The 21,377-nt window shown below is 36.0% G+C and carries 19 protein-coding genes and 1 pseudogene; 12 read left to right on the forward strand and 8 right to left on the reverse strand.

The features are described from left to right. Window positions 1–34: 34 nt before the first annotated feature. The 7 genes from BAQ44_RS22635 to BAQ44_RS22665 all read left to right on the forward strand — a co-directional run bounded on the left by BAQ44_RS22635 (window position 35) and on the right by BAQ44_RS22665 (window position 6,505). A complete protein-coding gene (locus BAQ44_RS22635) occupies window positions 35–1,135 on the forward strand; it encodes an amidohydrolase/deacetylase family metallohydrolase (protein WP_071723938.1) in 1,101 nt (366 codons plus the stop codon). Beyond that, window positions 1,113–2,216, forward strand: coding sequence for a DgaE family pyridoxal phosphate-dependent ammonia lyase (locus BAQ44_RS22640; RefSeq protein WP_071723940.1), 1,104 nt, complete (start codon window positions 1,113–1,115; stop codon window positions 2,214–2,216). Before BAQ44_RS22635 ends, BAQ44_RS22640 begins: the two co-directional genes overlap by 23 nt. A gap of 1 nt (window position 2,217) precedes the next feature. After that, window positions 2,218–2,973: a 2-dehydro-3-deoxy-phosphogluconate aldolase gene (gene dagF, locus BAQ44_RS22645; RefSeq protein WP_000181913.1), complete on the forward strand. Its 756-nt coding sequence runs from the start codon at window positions 2,218–2,220 to the stop codon at window positions 2,971–2,973. Continuing rightward, a complete protein-coding gene (locus tag BAQ44_RS22650; protein WP_071723942.1) occupies window positions 2,966–3,982 on the forward strand; it encodes a sugar kinase in 1,017 nt (338 codons plus the stop codon). The genes dagF and BAQ44_RS22650 overlap by 8 nt, the downstream gene beginning before the upstream one ends. Beyond that, entirely contained in the window at window positions 3,982–4,707 is a 726-nt protein-coding gene (locus BAQ44_RS22655; RefSeq protein WP_061677598.1) for a GntR family transcriptional regulator, read from the forward strand. Before BAQ44_RS22650 ends, BAQ44_RS22655 begins: the two co-directional genes overlap by 1 nt. A 112-nt stretch (window positions 4,708–4,819) precedes the next feature. Next, window positions 4,820–6,145 carry a gluconate permease GntP gene (gene gntP / locus BAQ44_RS22660; protein WP_071723944.1) on the forward strand — a complete coding sequence of 442 codons (1,326 nt, stop codon included), beginning with the start codon at window positions 4,820–4,822 and terminating at the stop codon, window positions 6,143–6,145. Between the two features lie 168 nt (window positions 6,146–6,313). After that, window positions 6,314–6,505, forward strand: coding sequence for a YjcZ family sporulation protein (locus tag BAQ44_RS22665; RefSeq protein WP_071723946.1), 192 nt, complete (start codon window positions 6,314–6,316; stop codon window positions 6,503–6,505). A 53-nt stretch (window positions 6,506–6,558) separates the two neighbouring features. Here the strand turns inward: BAQ44_RS22665 and BAQ44_RS22670 are convergent, their stop codons facing one another. The 6 genes from BAQ44_RS22670 to BAQ44_RS22695 all read right to left on the reverse strand — a co-directional run bounded on the left by BAQ44_RS22670 (window position 6,559) and on the right by BAQ44_RS22695 (window position 15,115). Further along, entirely contained in the window at window positions 6,559–8,532 is a 1,974-nt protein-coding gene (locus BAQ44_RS22670) for an FtsX-like permease family protein (protein ID WP_071723948.1), read from the reverse strand. Beyond that, window positions 8,529–9,281 (reverse strand): ABC transporter ATP-binding protein, encoded by a 753-nt coding sequence (locus BAQ44_RS22675; RefSeq protein ID WP_071723950.1) that lies wholly within the window; start codon window positions 9,279–9,281, stop codon window positions 8,529–8,531. Before BAQ44_RS22675 ends, BAQ44_RS22670 begins: the two co-directional genes overlap by 4 nt. Before the next feature lie 20 nt (window positions 9,282–9,301). Next, window positions 9,302–11,257: an FtsX-like permease family protein gene (locus BAQ44_RS22680; protein WP_071723952.1), complete on the reverse strand. Its 1,956-nt coding sequence runs from the start codon at window positions 11,255–11,257 to the stop codon at window positions 9,302–9,304. A 72-nt stretch (window positions 11,258–11,329) separates the two neighbouring features. Then, on the reverse strand, window positions 11,330–13,300 hold the full coding sequence (locus BAQ44_RS22685) for an FtsX-like permease family protein (RefSeq protein WP_071723955.1): 1,971 nt from the start codon (window positions 13,298–13,300) through the stop codon (window positions 11,330–11,332). 94 nt (window positions 13,301–13,394) lie between these two features. Beyond that, window positions 13,395–14,417: a sensor histidine kinase gene (locus BAQ44_RS22690; RefSeq protein WP_071723957.1), complete on the reverse strand. Its 1,023-nt coding sequence runs from the start codon at window positions 14,415–14,417 to the stop codon at window positions 13,395–13,397. A 2-nt stretch (window positions 14,418–14,419) separates the two neighbouring features. After that, window positions 14,420–15,115, reverse strand: coding sequence for a response regulator transcription factor (locus tag BAQ44_RS22695; protein ID WP_000276736.1), 696 nt, complete (start codon window positions 15,113–15,115; stop codon window positions 14,420–14,422). A gap of 207 nt (window positions 15,116–15,322) precedes the next feature. On the opposite strand from BAQ44_RS22695, the gene BAQ44_RS22700 reads away from it, so the two are divergent. After that, window positions 15,323–15,595, forward strand: a complete 273-nt coding sequence (locus BAQ44_RS22700) for an autorepressor SdpR family transcription factor (RefSeq protein ID WP_001070523.1) — start codon at window positions 15,323–15,325, stop codon at window positions 15,593–15,595. Next, window positions 15,592–16,230 (forward strand): SdpI family protein, encoded by a 639-nt coding sequence (locus tag BAQ44_RS22705; RefSeq protein ID WP_071723960.1) that lies wholly within the window; start codon window positions 15,592–15,594, stop codon window positions 16,228–16,230. The genes BAQ44_RS22700 and BAQ44_RS22705 overlap by 4 nt, the downstream gene beginning before the upstream one ends. Window positions 16,231–16,377: 147 nt before the next feature. On the opposite strand, the gene BAQ44_RS22710 is transcribed toward BAQ44_RS22705, so the two are convergent. Then, entirely contained in the window at window positions 16,378–17,250 is an 873-nt protein-coding gene (locus BAQ44_RS22710; RefSeq protein WP_071723962.1) for an AraC family transcriptional regulator, read from the reverse strand. Window positions 17,251–17,556: 306 nt separating this feature from the next. On the opposite strand from BAQ44_RS22710, the gene BAQ44_RS22715 reads away from it, so the two are divergent. Continuing rightward, window positions 17,557–18,327: an ABC transporter ATP-binding protein gene (locus BAQ44_RS22715; protein ID WP_000859656.1), complete on the forward strand. Its 771-nt coding sequence runs from the start codon at window positions 17,557–17,559 to the stop codon at window positions 18,325–18,327. Then, window positions 18,314–20,263, forward strand: coding sequence for an ABC transporter permease (locus BAQ44_RS22720; RefSeq protein ID WP_071723965.1), 1,950 nt, complete (start codon window positions 18,314–18,316; stop codon window positions 20,261–20,263). Before BAQ44_RS22715 ends, BAQ44_RS22720 begins: the two co-directional genes overlap by 14 nt. A gap of 67 nt (window positions 20,264–20,330) precedes the next feature. Here the strand turns inward: BAQ44_RS22720 and BAQ44_RS22725 are convergent, their stop codons facing one another. Next, entirely contained in the window at window positions 20,331–20,600 is a 270-nt protein-coding gene (locus BAQ44_RS22725) for a YolD-like family protein (protein WP_071723967.1), read from the reverse strand. 466 nt (window positions 20,601–21,066) lie between these two features. Here BAQ44_RS22725 and BAQ44_RS22730 point away from each other — a divergent pair. Further along, window positions 21,067–21,377: pseudogene (locus tag BAQ44_RS22730) on the forward strand (RNA-guided endonuclease TnpB family protein); the annotation flags it as partial.

Here is a 21,377-nt window from a genome sequence, read left to right on the forward strand (position 1 = left end):
CTTATGGCTTCTTATAGAAAAGGGTGGAAATACAATGACAGAACGATTCGTACTACGTAATGTGAAACGCGTGAACGGGGAAGAGATTGACATTGTAATTGAAAATAATAAAATCGCACAGGTGACGAAAGCTGGTGCTGGTGAGGGTGGAAAGGTTCTTGATTACTCTGGTACTTACGTATCGAGTGGTTGGATTGATTTACACGTTCATGCTTTTCCAGAGTTTGATCCGTATGGCGATGAGGTGGATGAAATTGGCGTTAAGCAAGGGGTAACGACAATTGTTGATGCGGGTAGCTGCGGAGCTGATCGTATTGCAGATTTAGTAAAAAGTAGAGAACAGGCGAAAACGAATTTATTTGCCTTTTTAAATATTTCTCGCATCGGTTTGAAACGAATTGATGAGTTATCCAACATGGAATGGATAGATAAAGAGAAAGTAATAGAAGCAGTAGAAAAGTATAAAGATGTAATTGTCGGGTTAAAGGCGAGAATGAGTAAAAGTGTCGTTTGTGACAGTGGAATTGAACCGCTTCATGTTGCGCGCTCTTTATCTCGTGAAACATCATTACCGATTATGGTACATATCGGTTCAGCCCCTCCTCGCATTGAGGAAGTTGTACCTCTTTTAGAAAAAGATGATGTGATTACACATTACTTAAACGGGAAAGAAAATAATTTATTTGATGAAGAAGGCAAACCGCTACCTGTATTACTAGATGCAGTGAACCGCGGTGTTCATTTAGATGTTGGCCATGGCAATGCTAGTTTTTCTTTTAAAGTAGCAGAAGCGGCGAAGCGTCACGATATTGCTTTTAATACAATTAGTACAGATATTTACCGGAAGAATCGTATACACGGTCCAGTATATAGTATGGCTCACGTTCTTTCGAAATTCCTTTACTTAGGTTATCCGCTAGAAGAAGTAATTGATGCGGTGACGAAACATGCGGCAGAGTGGTTGAAAAAACCAGAGCTTGGCCGTATTCAAGAAGGCGATATTGCAAACTTAACTTTATTTACGGTGAAAGATGAGAAGGTTACGTTAATTGATTCAGAAGGGGATCAGCGCATTGCTGAAAGAAGAATTGATACGAAAGGGGTTGTAATCAATGGGTCATTCATTGAATGCTAAGTACGGATTAAAAAGAGTGATTAATGCGAGCGGTAGAATGAGTATTTTAGGTGTATCCGCTCCTACAGATACAGTTATGGATGCGATGAAACATGGTGGACAAAATTATGTAGAAATTGCAGATTTAGTAGATAAAGCAGGAGACCATATTGCGAGAATTCTAGATTCAGAGGCAGCGGTTGTTGTAAATTCAGCATCGAGCGGAATTGCACTTTCTATCGCTGGTATCGTTACAGAAGGAAATCGCCGTAAAAGTGAAAGACTTCATCAAGAGGTCATCGCGAAAAACGAAGTGATTATGTTAAAAGGTCATAACGTTCAATACGGTGCTCCTGTTGAAACGATGATTTATTTAGGTGGCGGTAAGCTAGTTGAAGTAGGTTACGCAAATGAAGGGAAAGCAGAGCATATTGAAGATGCGATTGGTGAAAATACAGCGGCGATTCTTTATGTGAAATCCCATCATGCCGTGCAAAAAAATATGATTTCTGTTGAAGAAGCATGGGAAGTTGCGCAGCGAAAGAACATACCACTTATCGTCGATGCGGCAGCTGAAGAGGATATTCAAAAATATGTGAAGTATGCAGACCTTGCCATTTATAGCGGTTCAAAGGCAATTGAAGGACCGACTTCTGGCATTGTCGGCGGAAAACGAAAATATATTGAATGGCTGAAAGTGCAATTACATTGCATCGGAAGAAGTATGAAAGTTGGGAAAGAAACAACTTTCGGTTTACTTCAAGCGCTTGATGAGTACGGAGTAAAAGAAGATAAAAGTGAGCAAGAAAAAGAGTTATTACAAGTACTTATGCCGCTGAAAGAATTAAACGGTGTAAATGTAACGATCGTTCAAGATGAAGCAGGAAGAGCAATCTTTAGAGCACGTATTCACATTAACGAGAATGAGTTAAATAAATCAGCAAAAGACTTTGTAACAGCATTACGCGAAGGGGAAATTGCTATTTACACACGTGATTACGGCGTAAGACAAGGATTCTTTGATATTGATCCACGTCCACTTCAAGGTGATGACATACATGTAATTGAAGAAAAAATGAGAGAAATTGTAGGGGGAAACTAAAATGACAAACATTCAAAAACGTTTTTATAAAGGCCGCGTAGCATTAAATGTATTAGCGAACAATATCGAAAATGCGAAAGACATTTTTGAAGCAGCAGAAGGGTATGTAGTAGTGGGCGTGTTATCAAAAGACTATCCAACAGTAGAAGAAGCAGTTACAGCGATGAAAGCATACGGAAAAGAAATTGATGACGCGGTATCGATCGGACTAGGAGCAGGAGATAATCGCCAAGCAGCAGTTGTAGCTGAAATCGCGAAGCATTATCCTGGTAGTCATATTAACCAAGTGTTCCCTTCAGTTGGAGCGACACGTGCAAATCTAGGCGGAAAAGATAGCTGGATTAATAGTTTAGTATCACCAACAGGAAAAGTAGGGTACGTAAATATTTCTACTGGTCCAATTAGTGCAGCTGGGGAAGAAAAAGCAATCGTTCCAATTAAAACAGCGATCGCACTTGTACGTGATATGGGCGGAAATTCATTGAAATACTTCCCAATGAAAGGGCTAGCTCATGAAGAAGAATATCGCGCAGTTGCGAAAGCTTGTGCGGAAGAAGGATTTGCATTAGAGCCAACGGGCGGAATTGATAAAGAAAACTTCGAAACTATTGTACGTATTGCACTAGAGGCAAACGTAGAGCAAGTTATCCCGCACGTGTACTCTTCTATTATTGATAAAGAAACTGGTAATACGAAAACAGAAGATGTGCGTGAATTATTAGCGGTAGTGAAGAAGTTAGTTGATCAATATGCGTAAGAAAATTGCAGCATTTGGCGAAGTAATGATGCGCCTGCAAGTACCAGGATATGAATTATTGTCGCAAGCAAATACGTTAAAATACTCATTTTCTGGTACAGGTGTGAACGTTGCAGCAGCACTTTCTCATCTCGGGCATGAAGGCTTTCTTATTTCAACTTTACCAGAGAACTCGGTTGGGGATGCTGCGATATCTCATATTCAAAAGTTAGGCATTCGGGCGCCGTTTATTTCAAGAGCTGGTAAATATGTCGGCATGTACTTTTTAGAAAATGGATTTGGTGCACGTGCAAGCCGCGTTACATATTCAAATCGATTAGAAAGTAGCTTCAATACGGCGTCTGAAGAGATGTACCTGTTTGAAGAAATCGCCAAGGAAATTGATATCGTTCATTTTTGCGGGATTACACTTGCGATGAATGATACGGTGCGCCATCATATGAAATCTTTAGCGAAAGCAGTTAAAGAAAACGGAGGCACTGTCGTTTTTGATTGCAATTATCGTCCATCGCTTTGGGGAGAAGATGGATATGAACAGGCGAAACCGCATTATGAAGAAATGCTATCTCTTGCTGATATCGTTATGATGAATGAAAAAGATGCAATGTTCGTTCTTGGAATGCAAACAGAAGAGACGGAGCGAGAAGCGCAACTTGTTGATCTTATTCCGAAAGTGGCTGGAACATATCATATCGCTACAATTGCTGGTACACATCGCTCTATTAATAGCGATAATACACACTCGCTTCGCGGGTTTATATGTAAAGATGGTGCGTTCACTTTTGCAAAAACACTTACGTTTTCTGTATATGATAGAATAGGTGCTGGAGATGCTTATACGAGCGGGATTATTCATGGCGAGATAGAAGAGTTTGCACCAGAGAAAGCTGTTTCATTTGCGTCAGCAGCTGGAATGCTTGCACATACAATCGTCGGTGATACGCCAATGTCATCAGAGAAGGATATACTTCGGGCAATGACGGCATCAGTAGGTGATGTAGAAAGGTAGTGGGTGTAACGGTGAACGTAACGAGAAAAAAAGGACCATTATATTTACAAATAAAAAATATTATTCGTGATCGAATATTGCATGGTGTATATGCGATTCATACAAATATTCCTTCCGAACCGCAGTTAGAAGAAGAGTTCAAAGTAAGTAAAATTACAGTGCGGAATGCGATTAAAGAACTTGCTCAAGAAGGATATTTGGAAAAGAAAAGTGGTAAAGGAACGAAAGTCATCCGTAATACTTCTGCGACAAAGTTGTCAAAGGGTAAGAAATTTACAGAAGTGTTAGTGGAAGAAGGATATAAAGTACAGAAGAAATTGCTAAAAGCAGAAATCGTTCATAATGAAGAAGGAACAGTGCCATTTCGATTATTCGGTAAGGAGAGTTTCCGTATCGAACGTTTATATGCGTTAAATGATGCACCGTATATTCATTATACGCACTATTTCTCAGCACACATGGCAAGTACAGATTTATCGGACTTTGACTTGCAATCACTTTACGATTTAGTCGAGGACAGAGGTATACATTTAGAAAACTTCAGAGATGAATTCGCTGTCGGACTTGCACCTAATTTCGTTGCAGAAGCGTTAGGTGAAAAAGAGGGGACAGCGTTATTAAAACGTATGCGATATTCTTACGATGAAGTTGGCGAAGTAATTGAATATAGCGAAGGCTACTACAATACAGAAATGCAGCATTATGTAGTGAATTATGACGTATAAAAAGAGGGGATTTTCCCTCTTTTTTTATAAAGTGAAACTTCAATTGGATTCATCCTGCACCAATCAGGTGTCGCTGTCCACAAATACGGGAGAAAAGTAAGGGGAATGAGAGATGGATATATACTTATTAACCGTCACGTTACTTGCAATCGCGATTGTTATTTTAGGGGTATCATGGTGGAAATGGCATGCATTTATTAGTTTAACAGTTGCGAGTTTATTTTTAGCTATCATGTCTGGACTGAATTTAACGAAAATAGTGACTGCCTATGAAACTGGTGTTGGTAGTGTACTAGGGCATTTAGTTGGTATTTTAGCTCTCGGAACCATTTTAGGGAAAATGATGTCCGATTCAGGGGCTGGCATGCAAGTGGCAGATTTCTTTATTCGATTTTTCGGTGTGAAGAAACTACCTTGGGCTATGTTATTTGCAGGATTTGTTATAGGGATTCCGGTATTTTTCGAAGTGGGGATCGTCATTTTATTACCACTTGTTATTTCAATTCGAAAAACGACGAAGCAAAATATATTATTAATTGCGTTACCTGTTATCGCTGGATTATCTATTGTTCACGGGCTCGTGCCACCACATCCAGGGGCGATGACAGCAATCGGTATTTATAATGCGAACTTAGGAAAGGTACTTTTGTATTCATTAATTATCGCGTTACCAACAGCCATTATTGCAGGACCGATATTTGCAAAGTGGGTACATAAAAGGGTTATACCTGAAAATGAACCAGAGCTAGTTCGAGTTACGACTGTATCAACTGATTTACCAAGTCGTAAAGTTTCATTCTTTATTATTTTATTACCAGTTGTATTAATGATTTTATCAGTAGTAGCACCATATATTTCATTACCGAAAAAGATGACTGAATTTTTTGTGTTTATAGGAAGTCCAGTAATTGCTTTACTTATTTCATGTTTCGCAGCATTCTATTTACTTGGAATCAGACAAGGAATTAATAAAAAGGTAATTAAAAAATTAACGGATGAAAGTTTATTACCGGTCGGTTCCATTATTTTAATTATCGGTGCAGGCGGTGGGTTTAAACAAATATTAATTGAAAGCGGCGTTGGAACAGCGATTGCGCAAATGGCAGAGCATATATCGTTATCACCAATCGTCTTAGCTTTCATGGTAGCTGGATTAATTCGAATTGCAACAGGCTCAGCGACAGTAGCATTAACGACAGCAGCAGGAATTGTTTCACCTGTTATTCAGCACATGTCAGGTGTGAATTTAGAATTGCTCGTTATTGCAACGGGTGCAGGATCATTAATGTTTTCTCACGTAAATGATGCAGGATTCTGGCTTGTAAAAGAGTATTTAGGATTAACGGTGAAGGAAACGTTTAAAACGTGGACAGTACTCGAGACATTGTTATCATTTATTGCATTTGGCTTTGCGCTTTTATTAAATACTTTTATTTAGAAGATACCTTAATTGGTATCTTTTTTTGATAAAGCCCATTTCGACAAACAAGCCCGTTTTTAGGTGAGCCAAGCTTCCTATTCGCCCTGAAAACATACTATAAATGGAATCCCCTCATTTAGAGCAAGGTGAACTTGTTATGAATGATACTAAAGGAGGAATAGAGTAATGGGCGAAAAGTGTGAACACAGACATGATGATTGTAACCGCAGAAATGGGTGCGGCGGCGGTTTTGCGCTTCTAATCGTATTGTTTATTTTATTAATCATCATCGGTGCTAGCTGCTTCGGCGGAGGCGGCGGTTGTGGTTATGGTGGTTACGGCGGTTATGCTGGCGGCTATGGTGGATATTGCTGCTAATTATTAAAAACTATTGAAAATAGCCTTGTGCATACTGCACAAGGCTATTTTATTCACATTTTTATATGCTGTGATAATTTATTGATGTACAGAGAACGGATTAAGAAGAAGAAAATGATCTCGATAATCCCGAATAAAGTGAGTACAATCAGTAACTCTTTTAGTAACGAGAAAGAAAACATGCTTTGTAAAAACTTAACTGCAAATAATGTGTGAACACCAGCAACGATGTAAGGAACGAAAAATAAAATTCCTAATTGAATCGTTGCAGAACGAAACATTTCTGTTTCAGTCAATCCAAGCTTTGTAATGGTAATATATTTTTGTTTTTCACTTGTTAGATCATTGTACATACGGAAATATAAAACGCTAGCCGCTCCGATAAAGAAAATGACCCCAAGAAATGTCCAAATAAAGAATTGAGCAACTGCATTTTCTTTATTTTGAATGAGTTGATCGGTAGCCGTATGTATGTAGAAAGGAACGTGAGCTTTCTCTTCTGTATGCTTTTCGTAAAACTCACGTGCATCATCACTAATAACACGTAACATATTTTTTGTTGGAACGATTGCATTTTCCCAATTTTCCACGAAGTAGTTATAAATCGTAATTGTTTCAATATGAGGAATCATATTTTCAAGTGCATTATCTTGCATAACAATGAGATGAGGCAATGCAAATGAGGGTTCTATTCCTTTATTAATAAACCCTTTAATATGAAATTCTTTTTTATTAGAGCCAAGTGTAATCGTATTTTGTTTAGCAAATGGGTTTGATACAAGATTTAATAGTTCTGGCGCATAGCGAGAAATAATGTAAACTTGGGTAGAATCAAGAGTAACTACTGGTCTATTTAATTGTTTAGCAATTGCGTTATAATCACTCATTTTCATTAGGACAATATCTTCTTTTAGCGCTGTATCTTTTAATACTGTAAATTTATATTTTTTGTAATCGAAATTGCTATTTGTAAGCTCGGTCTCAATCGTATGAATATGTTTTTGTTCAAGTGCATTCTCTCCCTCAGATGTATATGTGAAGGGAAAAGGGTATTCCCCTAGTATCGATGCTTTCGTACTATTATTAGCAGCGAATAATCCAATAATAATCGTAAATGCAAGTGCAGATAACATAGAAACGATAAAGAGTACATTAATATTACTACGGGTACGAGCAACTAAGTCTGAAATCCATAACATATTTATTTGTTTCAAATAAAACTTTCTGCGCTTCTTTAAAATATAAATAAAAAGAAGAAATGTTTGTGAAAAGAATAAATATGTCCCGACTATTACGAGTGGTAAAATAGATAACATAATGAAAAAGACAGAACCATTTTGTACATTTTCTGTCGTTACGTAGCCTCGCGGATAACCAGCGATGTAATAACATAGCCCTAAACAAAGTAAAGCAAATAAAGAGATGAGTATAGACGGCCTTTTTTCTGCCGTCATTTTTTTGTTCCCTTTTATAAGATGGACTGTTTTACGAGTACGAATAAACATTGGTGTAAACGTAGAAACGATTAAAAATAAAATGATAAACGTTACGGTTGTAACGATAATCGCCTCTGTTGGCCAATATAAATAGAGACCTTTCGCACTTGTTAATTTCGAAGTGACTAATAAGAAAAAGTTAGAAAATACAAGACCACCTTGAATGCCGATAAAGATAGACAATATCCCGATGATCATGTTTTCAATAAATAACAGTCTTTTTAATTGTCTCTGTGAAATACCGAGAATCGTGAGTATCCCGAATTGCTGTTTCCGTACATTTAAAAATGTTCCAATTGAATATAAGAGAAAGAAGAACGAGAACATAACGATAACAAACTGTGCTGTACTAGCTAAGTTCATTAGAGGATCACGTTCTTGAAAGTTTTGTACATGTTGTAAGCGCGGATGATACGCGTATACAGTAAAGGAAAAGAAAACCATGATAGAAAAAGCACTACTTACAAAATAAGCGAAATATGCTTTAGAATTACGCGAGACATTTCTAAATGCAAATTGCCAAAATGTCATCCACGTCTTCCTCCTAATAATGCTAAAACATCTAATATTTCTTGATAAAACTTCTCACGATATAGTCCGCGGTGTAGTTCGTTGTAAAGCTCGCCGTCTTTAATGAAAATGACACGATTACAATAACTTGCTGCGAACGGATCGTGAGTAACCATTAAAATTGTTGCATCTTCTTCTTTATTCAATTTCGTAAATAGCTCCATTACGTCAATTGCTGCTTTTGAATCTAAGTTTCCTGTCGGTTCATCGGCAAGTAGAAGTGACGGATGATGAATAACAGCACGTGCTACTGCAGTACGCTGTGCTTGTCCTCCAGAAACTTCAAAAATACGTTTGTTCAAAATGTGATCAATTCCAAGTTTTTTTGAAATGTTATCAAGTTTTTCGTCCATTTCTTTTAATGGAACATTATCCAATGTTAAAGGTAGTACGATATTTTCACCGATTGTTAGTGTATCTAGTAGGTTAAAGTTTTGGAAAACAAATCCTAACTCTTGGCGGCGGAAAATAGCTAATTTCTCTCTACGAAATGTGTGCGGTTTTTTTCCGTTAATCACGACATCACCAGAGGTAGGGGAATCAATTGTAGAGATAACGTTTAAAAATGTAGATTTACCGCTACCAGATGGTCCCATGATAGCGACAAATTCGCCTTTATCTACATGTAAATTTATATTTTTTAAAGCAGTATGAGGGACTTTTCCTTCATACACTTTTGAGACGTTTTTTATGTGTAAAACTTCTTCCATAGTAATCACCTTTCTATCCTTTAAAACTTAATATGTTGTGATAATTTTTGCATATAGAAGGAACGAATTAAAAGGAAAAATATCACTTCAACTGTTCCAAAAATCATCAGTACGACTGTAATCTCAGCGAAGAACGAGAGATGTAAAACTTCTTGTAGCATCTTTGTTGCAAACATCGTATGAATAGATGCCATAATGTATGGAACAAAGAAAAGAATCGCAAGTTGAATTGTAGCAGATCGTTTCATCTCAGCTTCTGTTAAACCGATTTTTGTAATCGTTACATACTTTTCTTGCTCGTTTGTTAAATCGGTATACATCCTGAAATAAAGAACACTGCCAGCACCAATAAAGAAAATAACACCTAAGAAAGTACCAATTAAGAAGAACGAAGCGACATTTTGTTTTGTTGTGTATAGAGAATCGCTTGCTTCACTTGCATGGAAAGGCTTGTGATCTGCTTGAATGTTGTTCGCATCGGTATTAATTTTGTCTATGAATGCCGAGCCGATGTTATTAGCCTTTTCCCAGTCTTTAACTTTAAAGCTATATACACTCATCTGTTTTGAAACGGATGATAATGCCTCTACATTTTCATCAGATAATACGAGTAATTGTGATATTAATCGATTTGGGAATGGGTTATAACTTTTATATTCTTTTATATGTAACTGCAAAAAATTTTGGTTTAGCGTAAGAGTATTTCTCGTTTTTTGATCATGAAGTGTTTCAAAAACTTGATTATCTAAATCTTTAATAAGAACATAAGATTCATTATTCTTCACGTGAAGATTTTCCCAGTTTAATGCTTTAGCAAGTATATTATAGTCACTTTGTTTAATTGCATAATAGAGCTGCGGTGTTCCTTCTGCTGAAGATACTTCATATATATCCGTTTTAAATTGTTTATAAGTAAATTGCTCTTCGTTAAACTTTTGTTTTAGCCAATTTAAATGTTCATCTGCTAACGTATTTTCAGTATGTGATAAATATGTAAAAGGAAAAGGATTTTCCCTTACTGCATCAAATTTTGTGAATTTCCCAAAACCGTATAAGAATGTAATCATAGTAAAAGCGAGTGTTGATAGCATTGCTACAATAAAGAGCATGTTAATGTTTGTCCGAATGCGCGCTGCTAAATCAGAAATCCAAAGCATATTCGTACGCTTCATATAAAATGTTCTTCGTGTTTTTAATATACGAATGAGTAAAAAACTAATTTGTGAAAAGAAAAAGTATGTTCCGGCTGCAACAAGTGACGGAATGAGAAATATACTGGTGGCGGCGTACAAAAGCCCAACTATGTCGCCAAGCGATATGAAATATATCGGATTTGCTGCTAGTACGTACCCAGATATTAAACATGTCGCACCAAATAGAGAGATGAGCACGGACGCTTTTCTTTCTTTTTGTTTTGTTCCTTCTTTTAAAAGACGTACAGCCTTTCTCGTCCGAATGAGCATCGGTGTAAAAGATGAGACGAGAATGAAGAGTCCAAGAAAGATGATCATGGTTAAAATAATGGCACCCGTTGGCCAATATAAATATAAACCAGGTACATGCGTAATTTTTGCGGTAACTAATAAAAAGAACTGCGAGAAGACAAGTCCAAGTTGAATACCGAAAAATATGGAAAGAACACCAATTAGCATGTTTTCTAGAAAGACAAGTCTCTTTAATTGCTTTTGAGATATACCAAGTACTGTTAAAATCCCAAATTGCTTCTTTCGTACTTTTAAGAAAGTACCGATTGAATATAGTAAAAAGAAAAACGAAAAGAATACAATGACAACTTCTGAAATTGTCATTAATATGTTCAGAGCAGCATTCACGCCTGTCATATGCAATTTAGGATGAAATAAATAAACTGCAAACGAGAAAAAAATTGCAATGGAAAACGCACTACTTACAAAATAGGCGAAATAAGCTCTGGCGTTCCGCGTTACGTTTTTAAATGCAAACTGCCAAAATGTCATTCACCTGAACCTCCAAATAGAGTTAATGTGAAAGGAGTATGAGAAGATTTTTCCTCATACTCTTTTCATTTTTTAAAACTTAATATGTTGTGATAACTTCTGCATATAAAGGGAACGAATTAATAAGAAAAAGATGATTTCAACCGTTCCGAAAATGACAAGTACAACCGTAATTTCAGCAAATAGTGATAAATTGATAACATCTTGTAACATCTTTGTTGCAAACATCGTATGAATGGAAGCCATAATGTATGGCACGAAAAATAAGATTCCAAGTTGAATGGTCGCTGAACGTTTCATTTCTGATTCTGTTAAACCAATCTTCGTAATCGTTACATACTTCTCTTGCTCAGTTGTTAAATCTGTATACATCCGGAAGTACAGTACACTGCCAGCGCCAATAAAGAAAATAATTCCTAGGAATGTCCCGATGAGGAAATAGGAAGCACTTCCTGATTTGATTTTGTATAGGGAATTTCCCGACTCAAAAACACGAACGATGCTTCCTTCATGCTTGATACTGTTGCGATCTTTATCGGTCCGTTTTACAAACTCATCAGCAATAGCATATGTATTCTCCCAGTTTTTTACGTTGTAATTATAGGCCGTTACATGTTTTGTATTATTTTGTAAACTATTAATGGCGAAATCAGGTACTACAAACGTTTCATACGCAAAAGTAGCCGGAAGAGCACTAGTTACCTCAAATCCTTTTACATGTAGCCTATCATTTGTGTTAGCGAGTGTAATGTGTTGACTATTGTAATTTGGATCAAGTGCACTAAACAACGGGAAATATGAAGTTCCAGATAATACGTATGTTTCATTGTCGTTCACAAATAGTTGTTTTAAATGTAATGACGTAGCAAGCTTATTATAGTCACTTTGCTTTATTGCAAATGTGTCGTAATACATTTCTGTACTCTGTTCCGTTTTTACAGGTGTGTTATATAAATCTACTTTAATTTTATCGTACGAAAACTGTCCATCTTGTAATTGTTTTTCTAGCCAATTCAAGTGCTGGGCAGTAAAAGGATTCGCATCATATGAGAAATAAGAAAATGCGAACGGCGAATTACGTTCAACATCAAGTTTCATGAATTTCCCGACTCCATATAAAAAAGTAATCATCGTAAATGCGATTGTAGATAGCATTGCTACAACGAAAAGCATATTAATATTTGATCGAATACGGCTAGCTAAGTCTGAAATCCAAAGCATATTAATACGCTTCATATAAAACTTTCGTCTTTTTTTCAAAAGATGAATGAGTAAGAAACTAGTTTGTGAAAAGAAGAAATACGTTCCGATTGAAACGAGCGCCGGAATGATAAAAATACTAGAAAACATATAAACCAGCCCTAATTGCGGATTTAATGATACGAAATATGTTGGTTTACTTGCTAGAACATAGCCCCCTATTAAACATATGGCACCAAATAGAGAAATCAGTATAGATGGCTTTCGCTCTTTTGGGTTCCCACCATTTGGTTTTAAAAGGTGTACTGTTTTTTTTGTTCGAACGAACATCGGTGTAAGTGCAGATACGACAATGAAAAGACTAAGAAAAACAATTGTCGTTAAAATGAAAGAATCTGTTGGCCAGTATAAATATATCCCTGGTACGTGCGTAATTTTAGCTGTCACTAATAAGAAAAATTGTGAAAAGACAAACCCAAATTGCATTCCGAAAAAGATAGATAAAATACCGATTAACATATTTTCCATAAAAACGAGACGATGTAATTGCTTTCTCGATATTCCTAAAACGGTCAAAACGCCGAACTGTTTTTTTCGTACCTTTAAAAAGGTACCGATGGAATATAGTAAAAAGAAGAAAGAAAAGAAAACAATTACTACTTCTGAAAATATCATCAGTCCTGAAACTTCAGAAATCAGATTGAAGTTTTGTAATTTCGGATGAAATAAGTAAACTGCAAACGAAAAGAAAACAGCAATGGAAAAAGAACTACTTACAAAGTAAGCAAAATAGGCTCTTGAATTGCGCGTTACGTTTTTAAAGGCAAACTGCCAAAATGTCATAATATGTACCTCCCGCTAGAAGGCAAATATGTAGTTTTATTGCAAAAAATGTATGAGAGTGCGTTCTCATACATTTTGCTAGCATATGTTAGGGTCATGCTTCTGTCACCTGCTCTGTATGCTCTGCTTGATTATTTGCAGCGTTGTGGAAGATGATTTTAATCGTCGTTCCTTTACCAACTTCAGAGTCTAGTTTCACAGAGTGACCTAAATAATCACAAATTTTACTTACAATATACAGTCCCATACCAGTAGACTCTCCGAATGCGCGACCATTTTTCCCAGTGTAAAACGGTTCAAATACTCTTCGAAGATCTTCTTGCGGAATACCAACACCTTCATCGCGAACTTCTAAAATAATATCTTTTCCGTTTCGGTAAGCAGATAAGAAAACTTTCTTTCCACGCTCACCAGAGTAACGAACGGCATTTGTCATTAACTGATAAATGATGAATTTTAGCCATTTCGCATCAGAAGCAACCTTTAAATCGGAATGAACTTCTAAAACAGGAAAGACGCCGTTTCGAATAAATAATTCTTTTAATCCGTTAATATTTTTTGTTACCGCATCTTTTAATGAAATCGTCTCAACATGGAAATCTTCATGGAAGTTATTTAATCTTGCCATATATAAAGCCATATCGAGTCCTTGATTTAATCGTTCTAATTCTTTTTTGTATTTCGGAATCAAATGTTCATCTTCCATTTCGAGCACCATAAGCTGCATAACAGAAACTGGTGTCTTCATTTGATGCACCCAGTGGTTAATAAATAATTGATGTTCTTGTTGTTTTACTTCATACGATTGTAGTTCTTTTTGGAATAGACGATATTGCGTGCGCACGAGTTCATTTACACCGTGAGGCATCGGAGCAGTTGCTCTTTCAATAAACGCATCTTCCATTTTCTCTGGTTGCTCACTTAATCTATGGTACATTCTACGATTGCGAACGTAACGATAAGCGAGGAAACAAATGAATAAATATAAACTTAAAACGACGAAGTAAAATTTATTATTTTGAAATCCATCTACTGCATCGTAAAGAACGAAGATGATCCCGAAGTTTAATACGTATAGTAGAAAAAATGCAAAATGATCACGTAAAAATAGCTTCATGCTTATTCACTCCAAGTTGCGTTAAAACGATAACCAAGTCCACGTACTGTTTCAATAGCATTTTCAATACCAAGCTCATTGAACTTTTTACGAAGACGCGTAATGTTTACGTTTAATGTATTTTCCTCAACGAAGCTTTCGTCATCCCATAGGGCAGCTAGTAAATCTTCACGGCTCGCTGTACGAGGGAATTTAGATAATAACATTTCTGCTAAAATCGCCTCTTTCTTCGTTAAAAGAACTTGCTCAGCTCCGAAATGAATTTCTGGACGCTCTGGGAATAATTTTAGTCCTTCTACTTCAACGATACGTTCAGAAATATTTGGCGCATAATCACCGTAAATACGGCGTAATTGTCCTTTAATTTTCGCCATTACAACGTCGTAGTGGAACGGTTTTGTAATATAATCATCCGCACCGCTTTCAATCGCCATAATTTGTTCCATCTCACCAGCACGTGCTGAAATGAAAATAATTGGACAAGTAGATTCATGACGAATTTGACGGCACCAGTAGAATCCATCGAATTTCGGTAAGTTTACATCAAGTAAAACAAGGTGTGGTTTCACTGCGTTAAACGATTCCATAATATCATCGAAGTTCTCTGCAACAACAGCTTCATAGCCGTATTTTTGAATGTGAGATTGTAGTAATGATGAAATATTTGGATCGTCTTCAACGATTAAAATTTTATACATATGTATATTCCTCCTAAAAAAACAATTGTAGCTATAGTGTATCATGTGTTTCGAGTCTTTTCATTATGTTGAAAAATAAGCTAGTAAACAGTATAGGTCAAAAGTGAGAAAAGTAAAAAGGGCGTATAGATAATTGACAATTAACTAAAATTATTTTAACATTTAGATAAATATCTAAATGTCTAATTAGTGAAGGGAAGAAAGACATTGAATCAAGCATTTAAAGCATTAGCAGACCCAACAAGGCGAAAAATTTTAGATTTATTAAAAGAAGGCGATTTAACCGCTGGGGAAATTGCTGAACATTTCAATATGACAAAGCCAAGTATTTCACACCACTTAAACGCACTTAAAAATGCTGAACTTATTCAAGATGAAAAAAAGGGGCAATTCGTTATGTACTCTTTAAACACAACTGTATTTCAAGATTTGTTGACTTGGGTGTTCACATTTACGAATAAGGGGGAAGAGGGGAAATGAAAAAGCATATATTTCCGTTACTACTAATTGCTTTAACGATTCTTGCATGGTGCATCGCATGGCCGCATTTACCGGGAGAGGTTCCGAGCCATTGGAACATTGATGGTGAAGTAAATGGGCATATGTCAAAAATGGGAATGTTGATTTTTGATGTAGCAATTATGATTTTTATATACGTATTAGTAACTGTATTGCCTAAGATAGATCCAAGGTACGAGAACTATAAAAAATTTCCTAAAGCACTTGGAAGGATTAATGGAGCAATTTTATTTTTCTTATTTACTATTAATATGATGACACTAGCAAATGCTTTAGGATATAACATTCCAATTGGAATTGTTGTGAACATAATGATCGGTATCCTTTTTGTAGTACTCGGCAATTATATGCAGCAATGTAAACCAAATTTCTTCATAGGTATTAAAACACCCTGGACGTTAAGTAGTGAAGAAGTGTGGAGAAAAACACATAGATTAGGATCAAAGATTATGATGATTGGTGGCATTGTAATTATAATTTCGGCATTTCTACCCGGAATGTGGAAAATGATTTGCTTGTTAAGTGTTGTTGTTATATTGGTTGTTGGTACGATGGGATATTCATATGTTGCTTATAAAAAAGAACTAAAAATGTAAATAAAAGCTGCTTTTCCATCTAAGGAAAAGCAGCTTTATTTTTCCCCCCGCTATTCGCCGGGCAGTAAAACTCCCACCTCAAAATTCGGCGAATGCGGAGGAGTTAGGTGGGGGATGGACAAAACCCCCACTGATTAAAGTTTCACTTTATTTCTTCAAAACCGGTATCCAAATTTCACTTTTAAAGTTTGGAGAGGATATATCTTTCTGTTCATTCCACAATATTTCAGGTCCTTTTGCTAGTTCATAGTTTGAGGAAGGAAACCATTCGGAATAAATGCGTCCCCATACATTTTGTAATGTTTCAGGAAATGGACCGATAGCTTCAAAGATAGCCCACGTTGAAGCTGCGACTTCAAGTTGAGCGAATTGCTCTGGACAATCTTTCGTTGTGGCTACTCCAATGTAGTGATCGAGTTCTCCCTTTTCCTCCATTCTTCCTTCAGAAAAATTAGTAGAAGCACTAATGATTCCATTCGGTTCTATGTTTGAAAGGGACTTTAATGTTTGAATGGACTCTGGATGTAAACTTTTCCACATAGAAGCAATTTCTTCATTTACGCCGTTAAATACAATTGGTACGCGTTTTGTAATACCAATAATTCGAAATGGTTCTTTTTCTTCAATTCGATAATTCATTTCATTTCCTCCTTGAATCGATAACTGGAAGGTCATTGGTGAATAAGCTTTCAAAGAATGACTTGTACTTCGGGCCTCTGAAGGTTTTATGCCGTGCAAGTTTTGAAAGGCACGAGCAAACGAATCTGGTGAGTTGTACCCATATTTTATAGCGACATCAATGACTTTTGCATCGCTAACTTTTAGTTCAAAAGCTGCAAGAGTAAGACGTCTACAACGAATATATTCTGATAGGGATATGCCAGCTAGAAAAGAAAACATTCTTTTGAAATGATATTCAGAGCAGTACGCTATTTTTGCGACTTTTTTAAAATCAATTTCCTCTGTTAGGTTGTCTTCAATATACTGCATTGCTGCATTCATATTTTTAAGTGAATCCATACGATGACCTCCTTGTTAAATAGAATAGCAGAAAAAAAATAAGTCCATCCGACATTTCATGCACAACTTTGTAGGGTACATTTTTTACCTTACAAAATTGTAATGTTCCTGTAAGGAGAATGAATGGATGGCATGATATCCCAATGTTATAGTAACAAAGTACTTTCGTTCAGTAGGTTAAATTTTGATTTCTCTGCTTACCGGCCTTACATAACTGTCATGTTTGTGTAAGAAACATCGATAGTGGCAAGAGTAGAGAGTGTATATAGTTGAAAATAGAGAATAGAAGAAATGAGGGATGTCGAGATGAAAACAGTGTTAGAAGCAAAAAATATTGAAAAAGTGTATGACACGGGTGGTAATAAATTCGCAGCGTTAAAAGGTATTAACTTACAAGTAAAAGAAGGTGAGTTCGTTGGAATTATGGGACCTTCTGGTTCTGGGAAGACGACTTTACTAAACGTTCTTTCTACAATTGATAATGCGACGAACGGTGAAATTTTAATTGATGGAAAAGATATCGTGAAGATGAACGATGATAAGCTAGCGTTATTCCGCCGCGATCATTTAGGGTTCATTTTCCAAGATTATAATTTATTAGATACGTTAACAGTGAAAGAAAATATTGCTTTACCACTTGCGTTATCGAAAGTGAAAGCGAGTGAGATTGATCGCCGTGTTCTTGAAATCTCAAAGAAATTCGGTATTGATCATATTTTAAGTCAGTTCCCATATCAAGTATCTGGTGGACAGAAGCAGCGCTGCGCAGCATCGCGTGCGATCGTTACAAATCCTAGTATGATTTTCGGAGATGAGCCGACAGGAGCACTTGATTCTAAATCAGCAACAGATTTATTAGAAAGTATGAAGTCGTTAAACGAATATGATAACTCTACAATTTTAATGGTAACGCACGATGCGTTTGCGGCGAGTTATTGTAAACGAGTGATTTTCATTAAAGATGGTGAGTTATATAAAGAGTTGCACCGCGGGGAATCAACGCGTAAGCAGTTCTTCCAAAAAGTTGTTGACGTAATGTCTTCTATTTCCGGAGGTATGGCTGATGACCTTATCTAGCATTGCCCTCCGCAACATACAGCGGAACTTTAAAGACTACTTTGTATATTTTGCATCTATGATTTTTAGTATCGTCATTTATTTTACATTTAAGGCGTTACAGTATAATTCACAAATGGAAAAAGCTGCGGAAGGTTCCAAAAAAATTAGCGGTGCTTTTCAAGTATCAAGTGTAATGCTAATTATTTTCGTAGCAGTGTTCATTATATATTCAAACGGTTTCTTTACGAGGAAGCGTAAAAAAGAAGTTGGACTATATTCCTTATTAGGTATTCGTAAAAGACAGATTGGTAAAATGTTGTTTTATGAAAATATGTTAATGGGATTAATGTCTTTAATTATCGGTATTGCGATTGGTAGCGTCCTTTCGAAACTATTCCTTGAACTGCTAGTAAGCATGATGGGATTAAACTTAAATGTTCATTTTGAAGTACCGATGGCTGCAATTGTTGATACAGCACTTATTTTCTTTGTGATTATTTTGTATACATCACTTCAAGGATATCGCTTAATTTATCGATTTAAGCTAATTGAACTTTTCAGGGCGGAACGCGAAGGAGAAGCAATGCCAAAAGGATCGGTAGTGATGGCGTTAATTTCAGTTTTCTTAATCGGTTCAGGTTATTTCTTAGCATTAATGTACGTGAAGGCACTTAAGTATGCAGACTTTATGGTAGTTGCACTTTACATTTTACTTGCGACAGTATTAGGTACGTACTTACTATTTATGTTCTTTACAGTATTTGTACTAAAGCGTGCAAGAAATAATAAATCATCGTTTTATAATGGCATGAATATGGTAACGACGTCACAGTTACTATACCGTATTAAAGGAAATGCAAAATCACTTGCGACAATTTCTATTTTAAGCGCGGTAACATTAACAGCTGTTGGTACGTCAGTTACGATGTATTACAACACATTTACGCAATCAAAAGCAGTTGCACCATATAGCTATTCTTATGAGAAAAAAGATGCAGAGCTTGATAAGAAAGTGAATGCGATTTTTGCAGAAGAGAAGCAAAATCATCCAATTAAAGATCAATTTGAAATTGAGACAGTTCCTGTAAAAGGGAAGTTTGAAGGAAATAAAGTTGATTTCATTCTGAATATGAACTATACGATTTCAGAGAAATATCAGTTCATGTCTCAGTCTGAATTTAATAAACTGGCGAAAAAATATGATGTAGAACCAGTGAATATAGCTACTGGCGAAGCATTTGTATATGATAGTTCGTATATTGAAGGGCATGAGTTTAGTCCACAATATAAAGGAAACAAGGCAGTATTCCAAATTGGAAACGAAACGAAGCAATTAAAAATCCAAGGTGCAAATGACGTTGCAATTACAAATTTAGGTGAATTAGTTGTTGTCGTTTCAGATGAAATGTATGAGCAAGCGAAGCAAGTATTTGGAACACGCGTTGTAAAAAATATTGATGTAAAAGATGAAAAAGATAGTAAAGTGTTAACAGAAAAATTAACAAAAGTGATGCCAGCTGGTGAATCAGAAATGGTCCCACCGTTTAGAGATTTCTATACTGGTTTCCAGATGGGGCTTGAAGGAACAGGATTAATGATGTTTATTGGAATGTTCTTAGGACTTGTGTTCTTACTAGCAACAGGCTCTATCATTTACTTCAAGCAATTAACGGAAGCAAATGCTGACCGTGAACGTTACGTTGTACTTCGTAAAGTCGGTGTAACGAAACAAGAGATGAAAAAAGCTATCGCAAAACAAGTAAGCTTTATCTTTGCGATTCCGTTAGTAATCGGAATCCTGCACAGCTTATTTGCACTAAAAGGTTTAGCGAACTTACTACCATTTGAAATTATGATTCCGCTCCTAATTAGTATCGGAGTATATGGCGTCATTTATATCGGATATTACTTCCTAACAGTTCGTTCTTATTATAAGATTGTGAGTGCGAAATAGTAAGTGAAAATAAGAAAGCCATTTGCCTATTTTTTTATGAGGTGAATGGCTTTTTTCGTTCTCAATACTACCGCGCATCGATTATGTCGATGAAACTAAAAGTATGTTTACGGTCAAAGGCATCTATGCATACTAAAGAACGCTTTAAAGGATTTAATTCAATTACAGTCATATAACTTGTAGGGAAATAACGATCTTTATAATAAGTGATCAATATTTCCTTTTCTGAAATGAATGAGCGTAATAAAGTATCTTCAATTCTGTCTCTATCATCATATGGTGATACTTTTCGCGATTCTTTCATGTTAGTTGATTTTGATATTTTTGTACTACTCATGCTTTCTATTCTCCTAACAATATATTTTCTATATAGGAAGGTTCATCACTAGTAGCTACTACTGATTTAGTTTTATTGTGTATGATTGGGAGCCGAATTTGCTTAGTACTAAAAAATTATCAAATTCATTAATGTATTTATAGTAATTATTTGTCATTCTTGTACTTTTTTGAATGAGATTAAAACTTTATCTTTTTCGGCAAGAAGACTCCATCTGATTTGTGTTACGGGTGAAACCCAACAATTCAGGTGGAGATGAATTGCCGTCAGTCAATAAGGCTGAACTCTTTTGTTTCGCTTATAACAATTTTCCCGGGGGGAATGTTTGTTTCTTTTTGTCTTACGATATGTCGGAAATAAGGAGGGAATATATCTTAAGATAACGAAATTGGATAATCATAATCCTTTTGTTACTTGCACCAAAAGGAATGAATAAGTTAATTCTTTAAGAAAGGTGGTGAAAACAATGGCTAAAAAGAAAGCAGTGAAAGTAATACGGAAACAAAAGAAAAGAGAAACGCTGCGACGTTTCACACAGAAGCAAAATATCGGACGAGCTTGTCTCACGGCTAAAGAATTTCGTTTACTTCAGCGCATGTCACATAGTTCAAAAGCATTGCGAAATGTTGGGTTGTATACCATTAAACAAAGTTATTTGAATCATAATAAAATAGCTACGATAAAAGAAGTGGATACTGCCATGCAAGCTGATATGAACTACTCGGGCGTTCAATCAAACTCTGTTCAAGCGATTCGTAGAGCCTTGTTTACAGAAGT

Origin of the sequence: Bacillus mobilis (assembly GCF_001884045.1) — a bacterium.
GTDB lineage: Bacteria > Bacillota > Bacilli > Bacillales > Bacillaceae_G > Bacillus_A > Bacillus_A mobilis.